This window comes from Pseudomonas sp. p1(2021b), assembly GCF_020151015.1.
GTDB lineage: Bacteria > Pseudomonadota > Gammaproteobacteria > Pseudomonadales > Pseudomonadaceae > Aquipseudomonas > Aquipseudomonas putida_K.
Map to the genome: position 1 here is coordinate 1,051,157 of NZ_CP083746.1, position 22,266 is coordinate 1,073,422.

Consider the following 22,266-nt stretch of genomic DNA (forward strand, 5'->3'; position numbering starts at 1 on the left):
CAGCAGCGCCCGGCGGCCCACCGGCCCACTACACTCGTGTAAGGTGCGCATCTTTACCCGCTGGAGCACAACCATGGGCACGGCCCAACACAACGCGCTGCATGGCAAGACCCTGGAGCAGATCCTTACCGAGCTGGTCGCCCACTACCAATGGCAGGGCCTGGCCGCACGCATCGATATCCGTTGCTTCAAGAGCGACCCGAGCATCAAGTCGAGCCTGACTTTCCTGCGCAAGACGCCATGGGCCCGGGAGAAGGTCGAGCAGCTCTACGTGAAGTTGCAGCGGGCGAGCTGAATGCGGCGACATCCCTGGCTGAGCTTGAGCGCATTGCTGGGCTGGAGCGGCCTTGCCATACAGGTCTACCTGGTGCTCTGGGCGCGCTGGCAGGAGCAGGCCAGCCTGGTCGGCGGGCTGATCAATGTCTTTGGTTATTTCACCGTACTGACCAATACCTTGGTGGCTACGCTGCTCAGCTACGCGGCATTCGGCCGGGTATCAGGCGCGCGACGGTTCTTCCTGTCGCCCATGGTGGGCTCGGGTATCACGGCGAGCATCGTGCTGGTGGCGCTGGCCTACAGCGTATTGCTGCGCCACCTGTGGCAGCCCCAGGGCTGGCAATGGCTGGCCGATGAGCTGCTGCACGATGTGATGCCGCTGCTGTGCGTGCTGTACTGGTGGTGCAGGGTGCCCAAGGGCAGCCTGCGGTTGTGGCATCTGGCGGCGTGGAGCCTGTACCCGGCGCTGTATTTTGCCTATGCCTTGTGGCGAGGAAGTGAAATCGGCGTGTACGCCTACCCGTTCATCGATGTGACCAGCCTTGGCTATGGGCGGGTGATGCTCAATGCCCTTGGGGTGCTGGTCGGCTTCTGGGGGATCGGGTTGGTGTTGATCGGGCTGGATCGGTGGCAGGGGCGGCGCTTGGCGTGAGCCTGTTGAAGCGGTGCTGGCTCTATCGCGGGGCAAGCCCGCTCCTACAGGTACGGACCGACGGCATTCTTCATTGGTCGTCGGCGCTGCCGTCCAGGCGCCAGTAGGCTGCCGCTTTCAGCGCATCTTCACGCACGCCCTTCTCCAGCAACAGCGCCTTGGCCTGGCGGGTGAGGGTCTTCTCCAGCGCGACCCAGGTGTACAGCGCACCTTGCGGTAGTGCCAGGCCTTTCACCAGGGCCAGGAGGTCTTGCTCATGCCGATGGACCCAGATCACCTCGACCTGTGCCTTGCTCGGCAACGGCTGGCGCTCCTGCTCGTTCTCGACCTGGACCAGCACCAGTGCCTGGCGACCGGCAGGCAATTCCTCCAGGCGCCGGCCGATAGCGGGCAGGGCGGTTTCGTCGCCGATCAGCAGGTAGCTGTCGAAGATGTCCGGCACCACCATCGAGGCGCGTGGGCCTGCTATATCCAGGGTCTGGCCGGGGGTGGCCTGGGCGGCCCAGGTCGAGGCGGGGCCGTCGCCGTGCAGCACGAAGTCGATGTCCAGTTCGTTGGCCGCCAGGTCGATGCGCCGTGGCGTGTATTCGCGCATGGTCGGGCGGGCACCGCCGTCACGGCCGAGGGTCCGGGCGTCGATGGCCCGTTGTTCGTCCGGGTTCCGGGCGAACAGCAGCTTGATGTGATCGTCGCTGCCGAGGCTGGTGAAACCTTGTAGCTCCGGGCCTGTGAGGGTGATACGGCGCATGCGCGGCGTCAGGTCGATGGCCCGCAGGACCTGGAGGCGGCGTTGGCGGATTTCGTGGTTGACGCGAACAATGGTGTCGCTCATGGGGTGCTCTCCATGACAGGTTCATTCGGGCCGGAGGCGATGGCCTTGGCCGTATCGTTGAGCAGTTTGCGCACGCGCTCGATTTCTTCGTTGCTCCAGTGCCCGCTGTGCATGTGCAGGGCATGGCGCAGATTACCGACCGCCTCGTGGATTTCAGGCGGGCGGTCGTGGCCGCGCAGGGCGCGCTTGCTCACCTCGATGCGCATGCGCACGCCATCGAGTGCCACGGCCTGGTCGGCCAAGGCCCGTCGGCCAGCCTCGGTGATGGCATAGAGGCGCTTGCTGCCCTGCACGTGGCCTGTGATCAATTCGGCCTCTTCCAGGTAGTTCAGGGTGGGGTAGATGACGCCGGGGCTGGGGGTGTAGCTGCCGTCGAAGAGGCTTTCGATCTGGCGGATGAGGTCATAGCCATGGCCTGGTTGCTCGGCCAGCATCGACAGCATGAGCAGCCTGAGATCGCCGGGGGCGAATACCCGGGGGCCGCGTTCGCCGCGGGTGGGGCGGCGCTCGAAGGGGTCGTGGTCACGCATTGGCGGGTGCCTTTGGGTTTAGATATATCGCAAGATATTACTCAAGATATATCTCAGTACAAGGCACTAAATGCGGATAATTCTCATCGGTATTTTTGATAGATCCGGCCCCATCGCCAGCTCAGCGGTGTCTACACCAGCAGCGCAGGACTGGTAGGCGCCGGCTTGCCGGCGATGGGGCGCGAAGCAGCCCCTGTTCATTGCACACGGGCTGCCAGCTGCGGTGCCTTGCACTCGGTGGCGCTGCCCGGCTCCAGGTACGGCATGAGGATCGGCGCCATGCCTTTGAGCACCTGCACCGGCAGCGCCGAGGTGAAGGTGAAGGCTTCTGCCGTGCGGCCCGGGACGAAGGCGGTAAGGGTGCCGAAGTGGTTCTCGCCCAGGAAGAACACGAAGGTGGCGGTGCGGTTCAGCGAGCGCGAGCCGATCAGCCGACCGCCTGCACCGAAGCTTTCGATGCGGTTGTCACCGGTGCCGGTCTTGCCGCCCATGACCAGCGATGTGCCGTCTTGCAGCTTGAAGCTGCCGGAAATGCGCCGTGCGGTACCGGCGTCCACCACTTGGGACATCGCCCCCTTGAGGGCCCGGGCCACCGCCACCGGGAGGATCCGCTGGCCACGGTCCGGGTCGCTGATCAGCTTGGTCTCGTAGGGCGTGTTGGCCGCGAAATGCAGGGTATCGATGCGCAAGGTGGGCAGGCGCACGCCATCGTTCTGGATGATGCCCACCAGTTCGGCCAGGGCCGCCGGACGGTCGCCGGAGCTGCCGATGGCGGTGGCCAGCGACGGCACCAGATGGTCGAACGGGTAGCCCACGCGTTTCCAACGCTGGTGGATGTCCAGGAAGGCTTCGATCTCGACCATGGTACGGATACGGCTGTCGCGGGCGCCCTTGTGGCGGCTCTTGAACAGCCAGCTGTAGACCTCCTGGCGCTCGAAACGGCTGGCGTTGACCATCTCGGTGAGCGAGGCGCCAGGGTTCTTCAACAGGTAGCCCAGCAGCCACAGGTCCAGCGGGTGCACCTTGGCGATGTAGCCTTGGTCCGGCAGGTCGTACTTGCCCGGGCCGTAGGCGTCGTACATTTCCGACAGGCGCCCATCGGTGAGCTTGGCCAGGGCCTTCTTGTCATTGGCGCTGTGGGCGCGGACGAAGGCGTTGAAGGTCTCCTGGCCCGCTTCGGGGAACAGGTAACGGTGCACGGCGGCCAGGCGCTGCGGCGTCACGCGCATGCTGTCGAGGAAGGTGTCCAGGCGCTGCTGGGAGGTCTTGCGCTGGTATTTACGCCAGAAGCGCATCAGGTAGTTGGTGCCTTCCTTGTCGGCGAAGCGCGCCAGGTATTCCTGACGGCGTGGGTCGGAGTCGTCCTTGAGCAGTGGCTCGCGGTTGTAGGGCTGCTGGTAGGTGACGTAGCGCACCAGGTCGCGCATCAGGCGGATGAACGGCAGGTTGATCGATTCGCGCAGGGCATCCTTGAGGGTCGGGTTGCGGCTGTTGTCTTCCTTGCGAAAGTTGTTGAACACGTGCATGCCACCGCCGGTGAAGAAGGCCTCGCCGGTGTTGGCCGAGTACTTGCGCTCGAGGGCCGCATCGAGCATCGCGTCGAGGTTCTGGTCCTTGCTGTTCTGCATCAGCCATTCCAGCGACCATTGAGTGATACGGTCGAGTTCGGCCACCGGCACTTTCTTCAGCTCGGCCACGGGCTTGCCGGCGTACTTGTCGTGCAGCTCGGCGATGATCTCCAGGTAGGTAGTCAGCACTCGCAGCTTGGCGGTGGAGCCCAGCTCCAGCTTACTGCCTTCGTTGATGTCGAAGGGCTGATCGGTGCTGTCGGTCTGTACCCGTACCCGCGAGCCGTCGGCGGTGCGCTCGAACAGGGTGAAGCTGTAGCGCACCTGGTCGGTGGTCTTGGTGGTCAGCAAGCGTTCGCCGATCAGCCCCATCTGCGCGGCGAACTCGGGGTCGGAGAGGTTCTTCAGGTATTGGCTGACCTGCATTTGTAGGTCGGCCTGCAGGGTGCTGGTGGCGGACACGTCGAGGCGGTCCAAGTCGTACAGGGGGCGGTTGAGCATGGCCGCCAGGCGGTTGCGAGCCAGGCTGATGCCCTTGTTGGTGACGATCGGCACGATGGTCGGCTGGGCCACCCAGTCGCGATACACCGCCTTGCTGGCCAGCGCGGCATCGGCCAGGGGCCGGTCGATCACGCCGTTGGCGGCCAGCACGCGGATATGCGCATTGGTGAGCTCGGCCAGCTCAACCCGGCCCTTGGACAGGTAATGGGAGGGCCTGCGCTGGGCGATCATCAGCGACAGAACCTGGCGCAGCGCCAAACCCCGGGCAGCCATGCTCTCAGGGTCGGTGGCGGTGGAGGAGAGCACCTGGTTGACCTGGTCGAAGTCGGCGCCGTACCAGACCCGCAGGCCTTCGGCCATACCATGTACTTCGCCATGGCCCGGCACCGCCGAGAGCGGCACGCTGTTGAGGTAGTCGCGGGCGATGCGCTCTCGCGCCTCGGTGGTGTCCGGCCCGCCCAGATAGGCGCGCACGCTGGCGGAAATCATCTGGCGGATCTTCTCGGCGCCGGAGACGGTCAGGCCGTCCGGCGAATGGCGGTATTTCTCCAGTTGGGTCGCCAGGGTACTGCCACCGGCCGACTGACCGGGCAGGGCCAGGTACTTGGCGACCTGGCTGTAGGCGGCCTTGGCGAAGCGCGGCCAGTCCACCGCCGGGTTGTTGTGCGGGTCGTCGGGCTTGAGCAGGTCGCGGTTCTCGATGAACAGCAGGCTGTTGACCACCACCGGAGGGATCGAGGCGAAGTCCGGGTACAGGTGCTGGGGGTAGTTGTAGTGGTACAGGTCCTCGCCCCGGCAGTCGGTGATCGACAGGCCGGTCTGGATCTTTTCCACGTAGGGCACGAACAGGCCGTGCTCGACATAGTTCATCAAGGCCGGCGAGAAGCGCACCTGTTCGCTGATCAGGTAGTCACGCTTGAGCAGGCGCGGCAGGAATTCGCCCAGTGCGCTGTAGCCCAGGCGTTTGTCGAAGGGCCCGTCACCTGGGTACACGATGGCGTCGCTCGGGCCGGGTTCGAGCGAGTAGGTAAGGGTGCTGGCCAGCCGGCTGAATTCGCGCGCCTGCAGTTTCGAGGTGCGCATTTCGTCATAGGCGGCGAAGCCTATGGCGATGATCGCCAGTAGCACGATGAGCACGATCAGCCGCCACCACAGCCGACGCTGGCGTGGAGTCTTGGGCAATGGAGCCTCAGCCAGATGTGTCTCGGGTGCTTCCGTTCTGGTTGGTTCCGATTGCCACAGTGCGCCCATAGTCTTCAAATCCGGCCAGTTTTTTCGTCTTGCTTTGTCTGAAGCTTAGACGTTGGCAGGGTTTGGTGAAAAATTTGTAAGAAGCAGTGAAATCCTAGATAGGAATATACGGCTTTGGTGCGGCTTCCATTCTTGGGCAATGTTGCTATGGTAGCCGCCCCCATTCTTCGCAAGGGTGGGGTGGAAGGAATTTATGCCTTCGGTGAAAGGGTTTTTGGCCGAGAACTCTCTCCAAATTTCCCTATTTATATAGTGAAAAGCCCTACAGGCGGATTCCTATACTGCTCGACCCCTTCGTCCTGCCGTTCACCGGCGGACAGGCCGGCCCACGAGGCCCGCCCGGCAAGACGACGCCACGCCCATCGGCCTGGCCGGTTCTGCGCGAAGGTCAATCCAATAACAAAATGAGGTTGTATTGCTATGCCAGTCGGCAACCACCCTGCCCATGGTGAGACCGCCCAGGGCGGCCCACTCAAGCGCGAGCTGGGCGAACGGCACATCCGTCTGATGGCGCTGGGCGCCTGTATCGGTGTGGGCCTGTTCCTCGGTTCAGCCAAGGCCATCGAAATGGCCGGTCCTGCGATCATGCTTTCCTACATCATCGGTGGCCTGGCCATCCTGGTGATCATGCGTGCGCTCGGCGAAATGGCCGTGCACAACCCGGTAGCCGGCTCCTTCAGCCGCTATGCCCAGGACTACCTCGGCCCGCTGGCGGGCTTCCTCACCGGCTGGAACTACTGGTTCCTGTGGCTGGTGACCTGTGTCGCGGAAATCACCGCCGTGGCTATCTACATGGGTATCTGGTTCCCTGACGTGCCGCGCTGGATCTGGGCCCTGGCGGCCCTGGGCAGCATGGGGGCGATCAACCTGATCGCGGTCAAGGCGTTCGGCGAGTTCGAGTTCTGGTTCGCCCTGATCAAGATCGTCACCATCATCGCCATGGTCCTGGGCGGCATCGGTATCATCGCCTTCGGCTTCGGTAACGATGGCGTGGCCGTGGGCATCTCCAACCTGTGGAGCAACGGTGGCTTCATGCCCAACGGCGTGACCGGCGTGCTGATGTCGCTGCAGATGGTCATGTTCGCCTACCTGGGCGTGGAGATGATCGGCCTGACCGCCGGTGAAGCGCGCAACCCGCAAAAGACCATTCCCCAGGCCATCGGCTCGGTGTTCTGGCGCATCCTGCTGTTCTATGTCGGTGCGCTGTTCGTGATCCTGTCGATCTACCCCTGGAACGAGATCGGCAGCCAGGGCAGCCCGTTCGTGATGACCTTCGAGCGCCTAGGTATCAAGACCGCCGCCGGCATCATCAACTTCGTGGTGATCACCGCTGCACTGTCGTCGTGCAACGGTGGCATTTTCAGCACCGGGCGCATGCTTTACAGCCTGGCGCAGAACGGCCAGGCCCCGGCGGCTTTCGCCCGCACCTCGAAAAGTGGCGTGCCGCGCAATGCCCTGCTGCTGTCGATCGGTGCCTTGCTGCTGGGCGTGCTGGCGAACTACTTGGTGCCGGAGAAAGTGTTCGTCTGGGTGACCTCGATCGCCACCTTCGGTGCGATCTGGACGTGGGTGATGATCCTGCTGGCTCAGCTCAAGTTCCGTGCCGGGCTGTCCACCGCCGAGCGTCAGGCGCTGAAGTACCGCATGTGGCTGTGGCCGCTGAGCTCCTACCTGGCCCTGGCCTTCCTGGTGCTGGTGGTGGGCCTGATGGCGTACTTCGAGGACACCCGTGTGGCCCTGTACATCGGCCCGGCGTTCCTGGTCCTGCTGACGGTGCTGTATTACGCGTTCCGCCTGGCGCCGAAAGACGCGCAAGGTGCGGCGAGCACGGCTTCCTGATCCCACGCCCTTGGGGCCGCTTTGCGGCCCATTCGCGGCACAAGGCCGCGCCTACAGGCGATTGCGTCATCCTGTAGGCGTGGCCTTGTGCCGCGAATACCGTCAGGCAGCCACTTCCGTATGCGGCTCGAAACTGTCGGCCCGGGCCATCTGCCACATTCTCGAATAGAACTGCCCGTTGACCTCGCCTGTGAGCAGCTCGCCTGGTTTGAGGAACACGTGCATCTGCGAGAACAGCTTGATCTCGGTGGCGGAGATACGCCGCACCAGGTGCTTGGCCTCCAACTGTGCAGGGTGTTCCAGGCCTGCCGCGGCGAGCATCTCGGCCAGCGCGCGCAAGGTGTTGTGGTGGAAGTTGAGCACCCGCTGGGCTTTGTCCGGCACCACCAGGGCACGCTGGCGCAGGGCGTCCTGGGTCGCCACCCCGGTGGGGCACTTGTTGGTATGGCAGCTCTGCGACTGGATGCAGCCGATGGCGAACATGAAGCCGCGGGCCGCGTTGGCCCAGTCGGCGCCGATGGCCAGTACGCTGGCGATGTCGAAGGCGCTGACGATCTTGCCGCTGGCGCCGAGCTTGATCTTGTCGCGCAGGTTCAGGCCCACCAGGGTGTTGTGCACGAACAACAGGCCTTCGCGCAGTGGCACACCGATATGGTCGGTGAACTCCACCGGCGCGGCGCCTGTGCCGCCCTCCTTGCCGTCCACCACGATGAAGTCCGGCAGGATGCCGGTTTCCAGCATGGCCTTGGCGATGCCCATGAACTCCCAGGGGTGGCCCAGGCAGAACTTGAAGCCCACCGGCTTGCCGCCGGACAGCTCACGCAGGCGGGCGATGAATTGCATCATCTCGATGGGCGTGGAGAAGGCGCTGTGGCGCGATGGCGAGATGCAGTCCTCGCCCATCAGCACGCCGCGGGTGGCGGCGATTTCCTCGGTCACCTTGTGCTTGGGCAGGATGCCGCCGTGGCCGGGCTTGGGCTCATCTTGATCTCGATCATGCGCACCTGCGGGTCGCGCGCCTGTTCGGCGAAACGCTCGGGGTCGAAGCGCCCGTCCGGGGTGCGGCAGCCGAAGTAGCCTGAACCCAGTTCCCAGACCAGATCGCCGCCGTTCTCACGGTGATACGGGCTGATGCTGCCTTCGCCGGTGTCATGGGCGAAATTGCCGAGCTTGGCCCCTTGGTTGAGTGCCCGGATGGCGTTGGCGCTCAGCGAACCGAAGCTCATGGCCGAAATGTTGAAGATCGAGGCCGAGTACGGCTGGCTGCACTGCGGGCCGCCGACGGTCACCCGAAAGCTTGCCGGATCAGCCAGGGGCGCCGGGCGCATGGAGTGGCCGATGAACTCGAAGCCTGATTCGTATACGTCGATCAAGGTACCGAAGGGTTTGTCCGACGCTTCGTTCTTGGCCCGGGCATACACCAGCGAACGCTGGGCGCGGGAGAAGGGCAGGGCATCGCTGTCGGCTTCGAGCAGGTACTGGCGAATTTCCGGGCGAATCGCTTCGACCAGGTAGCGGATATTGCCGAGAATCGGATAGTTGCGCCGCACCGCGTGGCGTTGCTGCAGCAGGTCGAACAGGCCGATCAGGCTGAGCACGGCGGTGGCGAGGGTGAACGGCCACAGCCATTCGTGGTGCAGGAAGGGCAGACTCGCCAGGGTGAACAGGACACAGGCGGCGAAAAAGGCATAGCGACTGAGAAGTGACAGGCTCATACGGGGTCCTTGCGGATGGCTCGGTCAGGCTCAGGGCCTGGGCAGGTTCCGACCATAGCTCCATTGGATAGCGCATTGCCAGCCGATCGCAGGCCGGGAAGATGAAAGATCGGTCATCGGCGCTGGCCTTTGGGAGCGGGCTTGTCCCGCGATGCGGTCGTATGGCATCAGGCGATATCGCGCAACAGGCGCTGCCGCCAGGCCTCCTGCTCTGCGGGCGAGGCCTCCAGCAGATACTCGTAGCGCCCCGCCACCCGTGTGGCCACCGGCACGCCGTCGCGGTACAGCAGCCGGTTGCCGACCACTGCAGGCACCTTACTGCCTGGCAACAGCGTCCCCAGCAGATTCAACGGATCACAGGCGCTGATCATCACCAGCCCGCCTTCCGCTGCCCGGCGTCGTACTTGGCGCAGCAGCGCGACCGCCTCCGGCAAGGCGAACTGCTCCCCGGCCAGCCCGGCAATGAATCGCCCGCCGCGGATTTCGCCCCGGGCCTCCAACCGGTGGTAGCAACGCAGCAGGTCGCGCCAGGGCAGCAGCACGTCGCTCTCGCGCTCCAACAGGCGCCAGCAGATCACGCCGTAGCGGCGTAGCAAGGTCCGGGCGACGTGTTCCAGGCGTTGGTCGGCGTCCGGCATGGTATTGCCCCGACGCAGCAACGCCCAGCGCCCAGCCTGGGCCATGTCGCTGGCCATCGGCGGGCGCCCGCGACGGCTGTTGCGTGAGGCGCGCTTGGCGGCGGGTGTGATCAGGCTGCGCAGGCCCGTGAAGCTGTCGGCACCGACCAGCCCGGCGCCCACCAATTGCTGCAATGCGGTTTCCAGTTCGCTGGGCAGCAGGTGGGCTTCCTGGGTGAGCTCGTCGAAGAACAGGGCGCCCTGGGCCTGCAGGGTCTCGTACACCCGTTGCGCCCGTGGCGCCAGGTCATCGAGCGCGGGCATCGGTGCCAGGCTGCGCCAGAGGCCCAGGTACTCGCGCGGCAACAGTACCAGCGGTGTGCTGGACAGGGTGCTGGTGGACAGCGTCGTCGCCAGGCGGCTCCAGGCCCATTGGCCGCTGCGACAGGCATCGTCGAGCCAGTGCGGGCTGTAGTCCTTGATCCGGGCGGGCAGCAGTTCGGCCTCCCAGGCCCCGGCCGCGCTGGGAAAGCCTTGCAACTGGCCGAGCACCTCGGCCACTGCCTGCGGCCCTCTCAGGCGTTCGTCGGCCGCCAGGTGCTGCCAGTCGAACAGGAAGCGCATGTAGTCCTGCAGGGTCACTGGCTCGATTTCCCGGCGCAGGCGCTTGACCGTGTAGCGATGGATGCGCGCCAACAGATGCCGCTCGCACCACTGCAGGGTCTGCTGACCTGGGCTGAAGTGGCCGCGCAGCACATAGCCTTCCACTTCCAGGCGGGCCAGGGCCTGTTCGATATCCTTACCGGGTAAGCCCAGCGGTGCCGCGATCTGGGCCACTGTCAGCGGGCCGAAACCGCTGAGTCGCGCGCGCAACAGCTCGACCAGCGCGGCCTCTCTTTCCAAAGGCTGGTCGAACCCCGGCAGCAGGCCCAGCGAAGGTTCCAGGCTGGCATCTGGGTAGCACGCCAGCAGCAGGCTCAGGCGTTCGCGCGCCAGCCACAGGGCCGTTTCGCCGCTGCGCAGCAGGCACGCACGGCCTGCCTGGGCCAACCGGGCCAGCAGGCCTGGCCAGTCGTGGCCCAGGTGGGTTTCCCCAGCACTGATGGCGCCCAGGCTCATCAAGGCTTCGTGCATCTCGTCGGCATTGCCCGGTTGTGGCCAGGCCTCGGCCTGCACGGCGGCGATGGCCTCGACATCCAATGCCCCCAGGTCATCGCCACTGTGCACGTCGTTCCAGCGCCGGTTGAGTACCGCCTGGGTCCGTCGCTCCTCCAGCGGGGCATCGTCCAGGAAGGTGTAGGGCCGGGCATTGAGAATGGCCGCGGCCAAGGGGGAGGGTGCGGGCAGGTCGCGGGCGAGCAGGCGTATCTCGCCGTTTTCCATGCGCCGTAGCAGGGCCAGCCAGCCTTCGCTGTCCATGGCTTCGTGCAAGCAATCGTCCAGGGTCTGTTCCACCAGCGGATGGTCCGGGATCTGCCGTTCACCGGCGATGTTCTCCAGACAGGCGATCTGGTCGGGGAACACTGCCGCGATCAGGTCTTCGCTTTTCATCCGCTGGATCTGTGGCGCCACCTTGCGCCCGCCGACATAACGCGGCAAGGCCAGGGCCACGGCGGCGTTCCAGCGCCAGCGCACGCCGAACAATGGGGCGTCGAGCAGGGCCTGGACCAGGATCGGCTCGGCGCTGCGGCTGGCCAGGTAGCGCCAGACTTCATCGAGCTCGAAGCTGTGGCTGGTGGACAACGACAGCACGATCGCATCTTCGCTGGCCGCGGCCTGCAGCTCGAAGTTGAAGGTACGACAGAAGCGTTTGCGCAGCGCCAGGCCCCAGGCGCGGTTGATCCGGCTGCCATAGGGCGAATGGATGATCAATTGGGTGCCGCCGGTTTCGTCGAAGAAGCGTTCCATCACCAGCGTTTCCTGGGAGGGCAGGGCGCCGAGCACCTGCCAGGCCTGCCCGAGGTAGTCGAGCACCTGACTGGCGGCGCCTTCTTGCAGCCCGAACGCCTGCTGCAGCCAGGCCAGCACCGGGGCGAAATCTCCACCGCTGGCCTGCAGGCGCTCATCGACCTGTGCCTGCAGGCGGGCGACGGCGGCGGACAACTCATCGCTGCGCCCCGGAGCCTCGCCGAGCCAGAACGGAATGGTCGGCGGCAGGCCATGGGCATCCTCGACCCGTACCCGGCCAGGCTCGACCCGCAGAATGCGATAGGACGCGTTGCCCAGTTGGAAGATATCGCCGGCAATGCTTTCCACGGCGAAGTCTTCGTTGACGCTGCCGATGTTCAGCGACTGGGGCTCGAGCAGCACGGCATAGTCGGCGGTCTCGGGAATGGTGCCGCCGCTGGTCAACGCCGTCAGCTGGCTGCCACGGCGCCCGCGCAGGCTGGCGCTGACGGCATCGCGGTGCAGGTAGGCGCTGCGCACGCCCTGGCGGCCGTTGTAGCCCTCGGCGAGCATGCGCAACAGCGCCTGGTAGTGCGCTGGGTCCAGCCCGGCATAGGGCATGGCCTGGCGCAGGCAGTCGTACAGGGCTTGCTCCGGCCAGGGCTGGTTGCTCACTTCGGCGACGATCTGCTGGGCCAGTACGTCCAGCGGCGCGCGGGGTATCTGCAGTTGATCGAGTTCGCCCAGGCGCACACCCTCGAGCAAGGCCACGCATTCGATCAGGTCGTCCCGCGAGGTCGGGAACAGCCGCCCTTTGGGGGTGCCTTCGACCTGGTGCCCGGAGCGTCCGACACGTTGCAGAAACGCCGAGATCGAGCCGGGCGAGGCGATCTGGCAGACCAGCTCGACTTCGCCGATGTCGATGCCCAGCTCCAGCGAGGCGGTGGCCACCAGCACCTGCAGCTGGCCTGCCTTCAGACGCTGTTCGGCTGCCAGGCGGTGTTCCTTGGCCAGGCTGCCATGGTGCGCCGCTACGGCATCCTGGCCCAGGCGCTCGCTCAGGTGCCGGGTCAGACGTTCGGCCAGGCGCCGGGTGTTGACGAACACCAAGGTAGTGCGATGCTCTCGGGCGAGCGCGGCGATACGGTCGTAGACCAGGCCCCAGACATCGGTGGCCATTACCGCGCCCAGCGGTACCGGCGGAACTTCGATGGCCAGGTCGCGGCGGCGGGCATGGCCGACATCGACGATGGCGCACGGACGCTGGTGACCGACCAGAAACTGCGCCACCCGCTCCACGGGGCGCTGCGTAGCGGACAGGCCGATGCGCCGTAGAGGCTGGCCGCACAATGCCTGCAGGCGCTCCAGGGTCAGGGCCAGGTGACAGCCTCGCTTGTTGCCGGCCAGGGCGTGGATCTCGTCGACGATCACCGTATGCACATTGGCCAGGCCTTCGCGACCGGAGGCCGAGCCGAGCAGCACATAGAGCGACTCGGGCGTGGTCACCAAGATATGCGGTGCCCGCTTGCGCATGGCCACGCGTTCTTTTTGCGGTGTATCACCGGTGCGCACGGCAGTGGTGATGTGCGGCGCCTTCAACCCGTGCTCTTGCAGGGCCTGGCTGATGCCGGCCAGCGGCAGGTCGAGGTTCAGGCGGATGTCGTTGGACAGCGCCTTGAGGGGCGAGACATAGACCACCTGGGTGTGCGGGGACAGCTCGCCGCCATGCTCCAGACCTTGGCGAAACAGCTCGTCGAGCACGGCCAGGAAGGCGCTCAAGGTCTTGCCTGAGCCCGTCGGCGCGGCGAGCAGCATCGACTGGCCGGCGTGAATCAGCGGCCAGGCCCGGGCCTGGGCGTCGGTGACCGTGGCGAAGTGCTGCCGGAACCAGGCGCCGATGGCGGGGTGGAACAGGTCGAGCACAGGGTGGTGCTGGGCTGGGAGGTTCATGTGTTGTTTATGGCGGGTGAAGGTCGGGTTGGCAAGGGGCCGTTCGTCCTGGGCCGTCTGCCGCGGCCCTTCTGTAGGAGCAGGCAGCTTGTCAGCCCCCGACCTGCATGGGATCCTTGCCCGCCGTTTTCCGTTGTCCAGCGAGCCCGCCAATGTCCAAGACCATCCGTATCGCCGCCGCCCTGCTGATCGACCCGCAAGGCCGTACCCTGCTGGTTCGCAAGCGCGGCACCCAGGCCTTCATGCAGCCCGGTGGCAAGATCGATGCTGGTGAGTCGCCCCAAGCGGCGTTGGTGCGTGAGCTGCATGAGGAGCTGGGGCTGCGGCTGGACCCCACGCAAGCGGTCTATCTTGGTCAGTTCAGCGCACCGGCCGCCAATGAGCCAGGCTTTGAAGTCCAGGCCGAGCTGTTCCGGGTCGACAGCGCCGAGGACGTCGCCCCGGCAGCAGAGATCGAAGAAGTGATCTGGCTGGCCGCTGATCAGGCCCCGGACCTTGAGCTGGCGCCCCTGACCCGCGACCTGATCCTGCCGCTCTATCGCCAGGCGCTCAACGCACCGCGCTGACGCCGTCGAGGGTCGAGAACGAGGTGTCCTTGGCCGTCAGCAGGAAGTCGCGCATGTACGGCGCATCGAGCATATCGGTGCGCACCGCGGCGTGGAGCGTGGCGAACAGGCCCTTTTCACCCAGCCGCTTGCCCTTGACGTAACCCCGCGAGCTGTACTCGTGCAACGCCCAATGAGGAATGCCGCATACGCCACGGCCGCTGGCCACCAGTTGCATCATCATCACGGTCAGTTCCGAAGTGCGCACCGCAGCCGGCTCGATATCGGCCGGTTCCAGGAAGCGGGTGAAGATGTCCAGGCGGTCGCGCTCCACCGGGTAGGTGATCAGGGTCTGGTCCAGCAGGTCCTGGGGCACGATATAGGGCTTGCCGGCCAATGGGTGCTGGTTGGCCACGGCGAGCATCGCCTCGTAGGTGAACAGTGGCACATAGGTGATGCCGGGCAGGTCCACCGGGTCGGAGGTCACCACCAGGTCCAGGTCGCCGCGGGCCAGGGCCGGCAGTGGGGCGAAGGCGAAGCCTGAGGCCAAGTCCAGCTCCACTTCCGGCCAGGCGTCGCGGAACTGGTCGATGGTAGGCATCAGCCACTGGAAGCAACTATGGCATTCGATGGCCATATGCAGACGACCTGCAGTGCCGCCTGCCAGACGTGCGATGTCGCGTTCCGCACCACGCAGCAGGGGCAGGGTGGCGTCGGCCAGTTGCAGCAGGCGCAGGCCGGCGCTGGTGAAGCGGATCGGCTTGGACTTGCGCACGAACAGGGTCATGCCCAGGCGCTCTTCCAGTTCCTTGAACTGGTGCGACAGGGCCGACTGGGTCAGGTGCAGGCGTTCGGCGGCTTCCACCAGGCTGTCGGCCTCGCGCAAGGCATGAAGGGTTTTCAGGTGGCGGATTTCCAGCACAGACGACTCCGGGGGTAACACTGGGTAATGGATGCAGATGCTTGAGTTTCTCTCATGTTGTGCGTTGCTGTCGAGCACGGTGCAGACGACCGCTCGGCAGCCTTAATCAAACTGTCATGGTTTTGTGGCAGCGCGCTCGAAGGGATTTCATCAGACTCGCGCTCTACTGGGGATCTGCATTCTGGTGTTTCTTTCATGCGGGCTTTATTGGTCTTTTTATTCTTGTTGATCAGCGTGCCGGCCGCTGCAACGGCGCAGCGCTGCGACGCCCAGGTGCCGGTGCAACGGGCCGAGCTGGGCGAGCTGAGCGTGGTCTACCAAAGCGTCGGTGCGCCGTCGGACCCTGTATTGCTGCTGGTCATGGGCTTGGGGGGGCAGTTGATCCATTGGCCCGACGATGTGGTCGAGGCTTTGTGCCGACAGGGTTTTCGCGTCATCCGTTACGACAATCGCGATGTCGGCCTGTCGCGCTGGAATCAAACGCCGGCCTCGGCCAACCTGACCGTCGAATTGCTGCGCTACAAGCTGGGGCTGCCGGTGGCCGCGCCCTACACCTTGACCGACATGGCCAGCGACGGCTTGCGGCTCATGGATGTGCTGCACGTCGAGCAGTTCCATGTACTGGGGGTCAGCATGGGTGGCATGATCGCCCAGCACCTGGCGGCCATGGCCCCGGAGCGTGTACGCAGTTTGACGCTGATGATGTCCAGTTCCGGCGATGAGGGCTTGCCGGCGCCCAGCCCGGCGCTGGTGCAACTATTGGCGCGTCGCGATGCGCCCAACCGGGCTATCGCCATCGAGCACCAGGCCGACCTGCTGGCCGCCTTGGGCAGCCCCGATATCGCCGACGAGCGCGCAGCGTTGCTGCAACAGGCTGCGGATGCCTATGACCGGGCCTTCAACCCGGACGGCGTCAAGCGCCAGATCATGGCGATCCTCGCCGAGCCGAGCCGGGTGGCGCTGCTCAACCAACTGCGCGTGCCGACGTTGGTGGTGCACGGCACGGCCGATCCGCTGTTGCCGGTGATGCATGGGGTGCACCTGGCGGCGCATATCCAGGGCAGCCAATTGAGATTGATTCCGGGCCTGGCCCATCGCTTCCAAGAGCCGTTCAAGGGGCCGTTGCTGGCGGCGGTACTGCCGTATCTGCAATCCCATCGCGAAGCGCCGAGGCATGTGGCAGGGCTTCTGTAACCGGACCGTCACAGACCCTGTAGGAGCGGGCTTGTCCCGCGATTAGGCCGGGCCTGATATCACCGTCGCCTGGCAAGGGCTTCGCCCTTGATCGCGGGACAAGCCCGCTCCTACAAGTGGCTTGTGCCACGATTGGGCCGCAGCGCGGCCCGAGGTGTTTCAGTGAAAGCGCATCCACAAAGTGACCAACACCGTCGCAGCCACCAGCCAGGCCACTGTGGCCAGGGCCAGCGAGGCCTCCAGGCGCATTCTGTCGACCAGCACGTACAATGCCGCCAGGTAGATGAAATAGGGAATGATCGACCACATGCCGAACAGGATGGTGGTCTTCAGGTCCGCCAATGACCGGCCTTTACCGACGATGTAATGCGCGATCAGGGCGAAGGTCGGAAACAGCGGTACCAACCCGGCGATGTAGTAGTTGCGCGTCTTGGAAAGAATGGCCAGGAGCACCACGACGGCGGCGCCCAGGCTGGCCTTGAGTATCAGGTCCATTGGCGTTCCTTGGTTCAGCTCAGGCCGTATTTCTTCACTTTGTCGAACAGCGTGGTCTTGGCCATGCCCAACTCCTGGCTGGCCTGGCTGAGGTTGCCGCCGGTGCGTTGCAGGGCGTCACTGAGCAGGTTGCGCTCGAAGGCTTCCACTGCCTCGGCGAACCCCAGCCCTTGGCTGGCGCCGCCCGCGCTTTTCTTGAAGGCCGGCAGGCCAAGGGCATGGCGCTCGGCGACGTTGCGCAGCTCACGCACATTACCTGGCCAGTCGTGGGCCATCAGCCGCGACACGGTCTGGCTGTCGAGCTCCGGCACTTCGCGGTCGAAGCGCAAGGCCGACTGCTGGAGGAAGTGCTCGAACAGTTGCAGGATGTCTTCGCGGCGCTCGCGCAAGGGCGGCAGTTCCAGGGTGACCACGTTCAGGCGGTAGTACAGGTCGCTGCGGAACTGGCCGGTCTGGCCCATGGCGTCCAGGTCCGATTTGGTGGCGGCGATCACCCGGCAGTCCACCGGGATGCTCTGGTTCGAGCCCAGGCGTTCCAGGGTACGCTCTTGCAGCACGCGCAACAGCTTGATCTGCAGGTTGATCGGCATGCTCTCCACTTCATCGAGGAACAGCGTGCCGCCATTGGCATGCTCGATCTTGCCGATACGCCGCTTGCCGGCACCGGTGAAGGCGTTGGCTTCATGGCCGAAGATCTCGCTTTCGAACAGGTTCTCCGGCAGGCCACCGCAATTGAGCGCAACGAAGGGCTGGCCCTGGCGCCGGCTGAAATCGTGCAGGCAGCGGGCGACCAGTTCCTTGCCGGTACCGGTTTCGCCTTCGATGAGCACGTTGGCCGAGGTATCGGCGACATTGGCGATCAGTTCGCGCAGATTCTGCATGGCCGCAGAGCGGCCGATGATGCGGCCCTCGAGGGTGCTCTGGCCAGCCAGCTGGCGCCGCAGGGCATGCACTTCACGAGACAGGCCGCGTTGCTCCAGGGCGCGGCGCACCACCTCCACCAGGCGCTCCGGGGAGAACGGTTTCTCCATGAAGTCGTAGGCGCCGTTGCGCATGGCACCGACGGCCATGTCGATATCGCCGTGGCCGGTGATCAGCACCACGGGCAGGCTGCGATCGCGCGCCTTGAGGCGGCCGAGCAGTTCCAGGCCATCCATGCCTGGCAGGCGGATGTCGCTGACGACGATACCGGCGAAATCGTCGCCGATGCGTTCCAACGCCTGTTCGGCGCTGCCCACGCCTTCGCAGGCGATGTCCTCCAGTGCCAGTGCCTGCTGGCAACCCAGCAGCACGTGGGGGTCGTCTTCGACGATCAGGACGGTCAAGGGTGCTTGGTTCATGGGGACCCTTTATTCATAGTGGTTCAGCCGATGTGCCGGTGGGCGTGACCAGGGGCAGGGCGAGGACGAAGGCGGTACCGCCGCTGGCGGGATGCTCGACGCCCAGGGACCCCTTGGCGGCGGCGGCAAGGCTCGCCGACAGGGTCAGGCCCAGGCCCAGGCCATGCTCGCCGGGTTTGGTGGTGAAGAAGGGTTCGAACAGGTGCTTGCGAGCCTCGGCATCGATGCCATGGCCATTGTCGCGCACCCGCAGGCGGTATTTGTCGCCTTGTATTTCGCCTTCCAGCCAGAGCTGTGGTTGGGGCTGGCTGGCCATGGCGTCCAGGGCATTGCCGATCAGGTTGACCAGGATCTGCTCCAGGCGAGTCTGGTCGATGGCCAGTAGCTGGTCGTCGAACTGGCGATGCAATTGCAGGTTGCAGCGGGCGATGCGGTTGCCCAGCACCTGCAGGCTGGCCTCCACGGCCTTGTGGAGCGAGGCCTGGCCGCTGTCGTCGCCGCGCCGGGCGAAAGAGCGCAGGCTGGCGGTGATACGCCCCATGCGGTCGATCAGGTCGTTCATGGTGCGCAGGTTGGTACTGGCGGTTTCCAGGGCGCCGCGTTCGAGGAAGCGCACGGTGTTGCCCGACAATGTCCGCAGGGCGGCCAGCGGCTGGTTGAGCTCGTGGGCGATGCTGGTGGACATCTGCCCGATGGCCGCCAGCTTGCCGGCCTGGACCAGTTCGTCCTGGGCGTGACGCAAGGTCTGTTCGGCATGTCGCCGCTCGCGTATCTGCCCCTTCAGGCGTTCGTTGCTGGCGCGCAGGTCGGCGGTGCGCTCGGCGATGCGCCGCTCCAGCTGGCTGTTGGCTTCTTCCAGGGCTTCGCGGGCGGCCAGGCGGGTGGCGATTACCTTGCGCCGTTCGTTCCAGGCGATGGCCAGGATCGTCAGCAGGGCGAAGGCCACGCCCACCAGGATGCCCTGTACCATGGATTCGCGGTGCAGGTCCTGCAGCGGCGTGAGCAGGGTGAAATGCCAGGGGGTATCGACCAGGCGCCGGGTCTGGGCCAGGTAGGCCATGTTCTGGGGTTTGCCCTGGCCGCTTTCGCTGTTGGCCGGGAAGGTGAGCTTTTCTATGCCGTCGGCCAGGGTTTCGCGGGCCAAGGGTTGCAACTCGTTCAGCGGCCACCAGTAGTATTGCAGGCTGCGCGCCAGGCGCTCCTTGATCTGCGGGGTGAGCGGGCGTACCGACTTGAGCCGGCGGGCCGGGTCGCTGGAGAGGATGATGATGCCGTTCTCGTCACTGACGAACGCCTCCAGGCGTGCCCGTTGCCAGCGCTCCTCGAGGGTGTCCAGGCGCACCTTGATCACCGCCACGCCGATGATCTTGCCGTGCTCCTCCAGCCCGTGGGCGAGGTAGTAGCCGGCTTCGCCGGTGGTGCTGCCGATGCCATAGAAGCGGCCAGGCTCGCCGCGCACGGCGTCCTGGAAATAGGCGCGGAACGACAGGTCCTCGCCCAGGAAGGAGTCGGCGTCGCGCCAGTTGCTGGTGGCTTGGACCCGGCCGCTGGTGTCGAGTACGAAGATGGCCCGGCTGCGGCTGCGGCGGTTCAGGCCTTCGAGGTATTCATTGACGGTCTGGCGATAACCTCCGTCGGGGTCGGTGAGCAGGCGCGAGACGCTGTCTTCGAGCTCCAGCAAGCTCGGCAGGTAGGTGTACTTGCTGATTTCGCTCTCGACCGTGCGTGCATGCAGCTCGAGCTGGCGCTCGCCGTTTTCGCTCAGGGTGCGGATGCCGTTGCTCTCGCTGATCAGGTAGCCGGCCAGGCCCAGGCCGACCATCAACAGGATGATCAGCGGCGGCAGCAGCAATTGGCGAATCAGGCGGGATTTCACGACAGGTTGGGCAGGGCGAAGGAGCGAGGGGTCGCATTTCATCACAGTGGCCTTGTCACGACCAGCGTCCGCTGCCCGGATGCACCGGGCAGCGGCGCGAGCCGACTCAGTGCTGCAGGATCTTGCTGAGGAAATGCTGGGTGCGTTCATGGCGGCCTTCGGGGTTGCCGAAGAAGTCTTCCTTCTGGCAATCCTCGATGATGCTGCCCTTGTCCATGAAGATCACCCGGTTGGCCACCTTGCGGGCAAAGCCCATCTCGTGGGTCACGCACATCATGGTCATGCCCTCATGGGCAAGTTCCACCATCACGTCCAGCACTTCGTTGACCATCTCTGGGTCCAGCGCCGAAGTCGGCTCGTCGAACAGCATGACGATCGGGTCCATCGACAGCGCGCGGGCGATGGCCACGCGCTGCTGCTGGCCACCGGAAAGCTGCCCGGGATGCTTCTTGGCATGGGCGCCCAGGCCGACGCGATCGAGCAGGGCCAGGCCCTTCTTGGTGGCTTCCGCTTCGCTGCGGCCGAGCACCTTGCGCTGGGCGATGGTCAGGTTCTCGGTGATCGACAGGTGTGGGAACAGTTCGAAGTGCTGGAACACCATACCTACCCGCGAACGCAGCTTGGGCAGGTTGGTCTTGGGGTCGGCGATCGAGGTGCCGTCGACCACGATGTCACCTTTCTGGAATGGCTCCAGAGCGTTGACGCACTTGATCAAGGTGGACTTGCCCGAGCCGGACGGGCCGCAGACCACCACCACCTCGCCTTTCTTGACCTCGGTGCTGCAGTCGGTCAGCACCTGGAAGTCCCCGTACCACTTGTTGACGTTCTTGATGGAAATCATACGGCGATCCTTTTTTGCAGGCGCTTGACCAGCCACGAAGCGGAGAAGCTGATGAGGAAGTAGACGACACCGGCGAAGATCAGGAACTCATGGGAGCGCCCGATGATGTCGCCGTTGGAGCGGGCCGAGTTGAGGAAGTCCACCAGGCCTACGGTGTAGACCAGCGAGGTGTCCTGGAACAGGATGATGCTCTGTTGCAGCAGCAGCGGCGTCATCTTGCGGAAGGCCTGGGGCAGGATGATCAGGCGCATGGTCTGGCCATAGGTCATGCCCAGTGCCTGCGCGGCACCCATCTGGCCCTTGGAGATCGACTGCACGCCGGCACGCACGATTTCGCAGAAGTACGCGGCTTCGAACATCATGAACGCCACCACGCAGGAGGTGAACGCGCCCACCGGAGTGTCTTCGCCGGTGATCCAGCGCAGCACGAACGGTACCGCCAGGTAGAACCAGGTGATCACCAGCAGCAGCGGGATGGAGCGGAAATAGTTGACGTAGGCGCCGGCCAGGTTCGACAGCAGCTTGCTCGACGACAGGCGCATCAGTGCCAGGATAGTGCCCAGCACGATGCCGCCGACCACGCCCATGACCATCAGTTGCAGGGTCATTACCATGCCTTCCCAGAGGGCGGGCAGGGCGGGGATGATTTCGCTGAAATCCATGTCCATTTACTTGCCCCCCACGGAAATCAGGCCCGGTACCGAGACTTTCTTCTCGATCAGGCGCATGAACAGCATCAGGCCCATGTTCAGGGTGAAGTAGATCAGCGTGGCCAGGGTGAAGGCCTCGAACAGGTTGGCCGAAAACTCGGCGGTCTGCTTGGTTTGCGCCAGCAACTCCATCAGGCCGATCAGCGAGGCCACCGAGGAGTTCTTGAACACGTTCAAAAACTCCGAAGTGAGCGGTGGGATGATGATCCGATAGGCCTGGGGCAGCAGCACGTTCATGTAGATCTGCGGCAGGCTGAAGCCCAGCGCCCGGCCGGCCGACTCCTGCCCACGGGGCAGGGCCTGGATACCGGTGCGCACCTGTTCGCAGACCCGCGCGGCGGTGAACAGGCCCAGGCAGATGACCACGCTGATCAAGGCCGAAGTGGTCGGGTTCAGGTCCTGCTTGAACCATTCCTGCAGGCCTTCGGGCAGCAGGTCGGGTACCAGGAAGTACCAGATGAACAGCTGCACCAGCAGCGGTACGTTGCGGAACAGCTCCACATAGGCGGTGGCGATGCCTGATACCAGGCGGTTCGGCACGGTGCGCATCACACCGAGCAGCGAGCCCAGCAACAAGGCGATGATCCAGGCGGAGATGGCGATGGCGATGGTCCAGCCCAGACCGGCGATGTACCAGTCCAGGTAGGTTTCGCTACCCACGCCGGTGGACTTGAAGAACACGCCCCAGTCCCAGTTGTAATTCATCGGGATTTCCCCTCAGACGG

The 22,266-nt window shown here is 65.0% G+C and carries 16 protein-coding genes and 1 pseudogene; 5 read left to right on the forward strand and 12 right to left on the reverse strand.

Annotated features, from left to right (window positions below; translation table 11 throughout):
* The first annotated feature begins 73 nt into the window (after positions 1 to 73).
* Positions 74 to 295 carry a VF530 family DNA-binding protein gene (locus tag K8374_RS04935; RefSeq protein ID WP_084855971.1) on the forward strand — a complete coding sequence of 74 codons (222 nt, stop codon included), beginning with the start codon at positions 74 to 76 and terminating at the stop codon, positions 293 to 295.
* The gene (locus K8374_RS04940; protein WP_224458143.1) at positions 296 to 928 is read left to right on the forward strand and encodes a Pr6Pr family membrane protein; all 633 of its coding nucleotides are present in this window, start codon (positions 296 to 298) and stop codon (positions 926 to 928) included. It abuts the gene before it with no gap.
* Positions 929 to 998: 70 nt separating this feature from the next.
* Here the strand turns inward: K8374_RS04940 and K8374_RS04945 are convergent, their stop codons facing one another.
* From K8374_RS04945 to K8374_RS04955, 3 genes are all read right to left on the reverse strand, one after another.
* The gene (locus K8374_RS04945; protein WP_224458144.1) at positions 999 to 1,760 is read right to left on the reverse strand and encodes a siderophore-interacting protein; all 762 of its coding nucleotides are present in this window, start codon (positions 1,758 to 1,760) and stop codon (positions 999 to 1,001) included.
* A complete protein-coding gene (locus K8374_RS04950) occupies positions 1,757 to 2,290 on the reverse strand; it encodes a PadR family transcriptional regulator (RefSeq protein WP_224458145.1) in 534 nt (177 codons plus the stop codon). The genes K8374_RS04945 and K8374_RS04950 overlap by 4 nt, the downstream gene beginning before the upstream one ends.
* Positions 2,291 to 2,487: 197 nt before the next feature.
* Positions 2,488 to 5,610, reverse strand: coding sequence for a transglycosylase domain-containing protein (locus K8374_RS04955; protein ID WP_224458146.1), 3,123 nt, complete (start codon positions 5,608 to 5,610; stop codon positions 2,488 to 2,490).
* 420 nt (positions 5,611 to 6,030) lie between these two features.
* Here K8374_RS04955 and K8374_RS04960 point away from each other — a divergent pair, with 420 nt between their 5' ends.
* Positions 6,031 to 7,449, forward strand: coding sequence for an amino acid permease (locus K8374_RS04960; RefSeq protein ID WP_224458147.1), 1,419 nt, complete (start codon positions 6,031 to 6,033; stop codon positions 7,447 to 7,449).
* A 102-nt stretch (positions 7,450 to 7,551) separates the two neighbouring features.
* Here the strand turns inward: K8374_RS04960 and K8374_RS04965 are convergent.
* Together K8374_RS04965 and K8374_RS04970 are read right to left on the reverse strand one after the other, a co-directional pair.
* Positions 7,552 to 9,164, reverse strand: a pseudogene (locus K8374_RS04965) (FMN-binding glutamate synthase family protein).
* Between the two features lie 167 nt (positions 9,165 to 9,331).
* Positions 9,332 to 13,618 (reverse strand): DNA glycosylase AlkZ-like family protein, encoded by a 4,287-nt coding sequence (locus K8374_RS04970; protein ID WP_224458148.1) that lies wholly within the window; start codon positions 13,616 to 13,618, stop codon positions 9,332 to 9,334.
* A 152-nt stretch (positions 13,619 to 13,770) separates the two neighbouring features.
* Between K8374_RS04970 and K8374_RS04975 the strand changes: the two genes are divergently transcribed.
* Positions 13,771 to 14,184: an NUDIX hydrolase gene (locus K8374_RS04975; RefSeq protein WP_224458149.1), complete on the forward strand. Its 414-nt coding sequence runs from the start codon at positions 13,771 to 13,773 to the stop codon at positions 14,182 to 14,184.
* Here K8374_RS04975 and metR read toward each other — a convergent pair.
* Positions 14,168 to 15,085 (reverse strand): transcriptional regulator MetR, encoded by a 918-nt coding sequence (gene metR, locus K8374_RS04980; protein ID WP_084855990.1) that lies wholly within the window; start codon positions 15,083 to 15,085, stop codon positions 14,168 to 14,170. The two genes, K8374_RS04975 and metR, sit on opposite strands and share 17 nt — an antisense overlap.
* Before the next feature lie 195 nt (positions 15,086 to 15,280).
* Here metR and K8374_RS04985 point away from each other — a divergent pair, with 195 nt between their 5' ends.
* Entirely contained in the window at positions 15,281 to 16,279 is a 999-nt protein-coding gene (locus K8374_RS04985) for an alpha/beta fold hydrolase (RefSeq protein WP_224458150.1), read from the forward strand.
* 159 nt (positions 16,280 to 16,438) lie between these two features.
* Here K8374_RS04985 and K8374_RS04990 read toward each other — a convergent pair whose 3' ends face one another.
* From K8374_RS04990 to K8374_RS05015, 6 genes are all read right to left on the reverse strand, one after another.
* Positions 16,439 to 16,765 (reverse strand): GlpM family protein, encoded by a 327-nt coding sequence (locus K8374_RS04990; RefSeq protein WP_224459273.1) that lies wholly within the window; start codon positions 16,763 to 16,765, stop codon positions 16,439 to 16,441.
* A 23-nt stretch (positions 16,766 to 16,788) separates the two neighbouring features.
* Positions 16,789 to 18,063: a sigma-54-dependent transcriptional regulator gene (locus tag K8374_RS04995; protein ID WP_263498531.1), complete on the reverse strand. Its 1,275-nt coding sequence runs from the start codon at positions 18,061 to 18,063 to the stop codon at positions 16,789 to 16,791.
* Between the two features lie 64 nt (positions 18,064 to 18,127).
* Entirely contained in the window at positions 18,128 to 20,032 is a 1,905-nt protein-coding gene (locus K8374_RS05000) for an ATP-binding protein (RefSeq protein WP_224458152.1), read from the reverse strand.
* A 64-nt stretch (positions 20,033 to 20,096) separates the two neighbouring features.
* Entirely contained in the window at positions 20,097 to 20,831 is a 735-nt protein-coding gene (locus tag K8374_RS05005) for an amino acid ABC transporter ATP-binding protein (protein ID WP_043206506.1), read from the reverse strand.
* Entirely contained in the window at positions 20,828 to 21,499 is a 672-nt protein-coding gene (locus tag K8374_RS05010; protein WP_224458153.1) for an amino acid ABC transporter permease, read from the reverse strand. The genes K8374_RS05005 and K8374_RS05010 overlap by 4 nt, the downstream gene beginning before the upstream one ends.
* Positions 21,500 to 22,246, reverse strand: a complete 747-nt coding sequence (locus K8374_RS05015) for an amino acid ABC transporter permease (RefSeq protein WP_224458154.1) — start codon at positions 22,244 to 22,246, stop codon at positions 21,500 to 21,502.
* Positions 22,247 to 22,266: the final 20 nt, after the last annotated feature.

What these genes read in the sequence shown, in the direction of transcription:
- K8374_RS04975 (WP_224458149.1), top strand. Translation starts at nt 13,771, where the DNA reads ATGTCCAAGACCATCCGTATCGCCGCCGCCCTGCTGATCGACCCGCAA.
- K8374_RS04955 (WP_224458146.1), bottom strand. Translation starts at nt 5,610, where the DNA reads ATGGGCGCACTGTGGCAATCGGAACCAACCAGAACGGAAGCACCCGAG.
- K8374_RS04960 (WP_224458147.1), top strand. Translation starts at nt 6,031, where the DNA reads ATGCCAGTCGGCAACCACCCTGCCCATGGTGAGACCGCCCAGGGCGGC.
- K8374_RS04950 (WP_224458145.1), bottom strand. Translation starts at nt 2,290, where the DNA reads ATGCGTGACCACGACCCCTTCGAGCGCCGCCCCACCCGCGGCGAACGC.
- K8374_RS04985 (WP_224458150.1), top strand. Translation starts at nt 15,281, where the DNA reads ATGCGGGCTTTATTGGTCTTTTTATTCTTGTTGATCAGCGTGCCGGCC.
- K8374_RS04945 (WP_224458144.1), bottom strand. Translation starts at nt 1,760, where the DNA reads ATGAGCGACACCATTGTTCGCGTCAACCACGAAATCCGCCAACGCCGC.
- K8374_RS05010 (WP_224458153.1), bottom strand. Translation starts at nt 21,499, where the DNA reads ATGGACATGGATTTCAGCGAAATCATCCCCGCCCTGCCCGCCCTCTGG.
- K8374_RS04970 (WP_224458148.1), bottom strand. Translation starts at nt 13,618, where the DNA reads ATGAACCTCCCAGCCCAGCACCACCCTGTGCTCGACCTGTTCCACCCC.
- K8374_RS05005 (WP_043206506.1), bottom strand. Translation starts at nt 20,831, where the DNA reads ATGATTTCCATCAAGAACGTCAACAAGTGGTACGGGGACTTCCAGGTG.
- K8374_RS05000 (WP_224458152.1), bottom strand. Translation starts at nt 20,032, where the DNA reads ATGAAATGCGACCCCTCGCTCCTTCGCCCTGCCCAACCTGTCGTGAAA.
- K8374_RS04940 (WP_224458143.1), top strand. Translation starts at nt 296, where the DNA reads ATGCGGCGACATCCCTGGCTGAGCTTGAGCGCATTGCTGGGCTGGAGC.
- K8374_RS04935 (WP_084855971.1), top strand. Translation starts at nt 74, where the DNA reads ATGGGCACGGCCCAACACAACGCGCTGCATGGCAAGACCCTGGAGCAG.
- K8374_RS05015 (WP_224458154.1), bottom strand. Translation starts at nt 22,246, where the DNA reads ATGAATTACAACTGGGACTGGGGCGTGTTCTTCAAGTCCACCGGCGTG.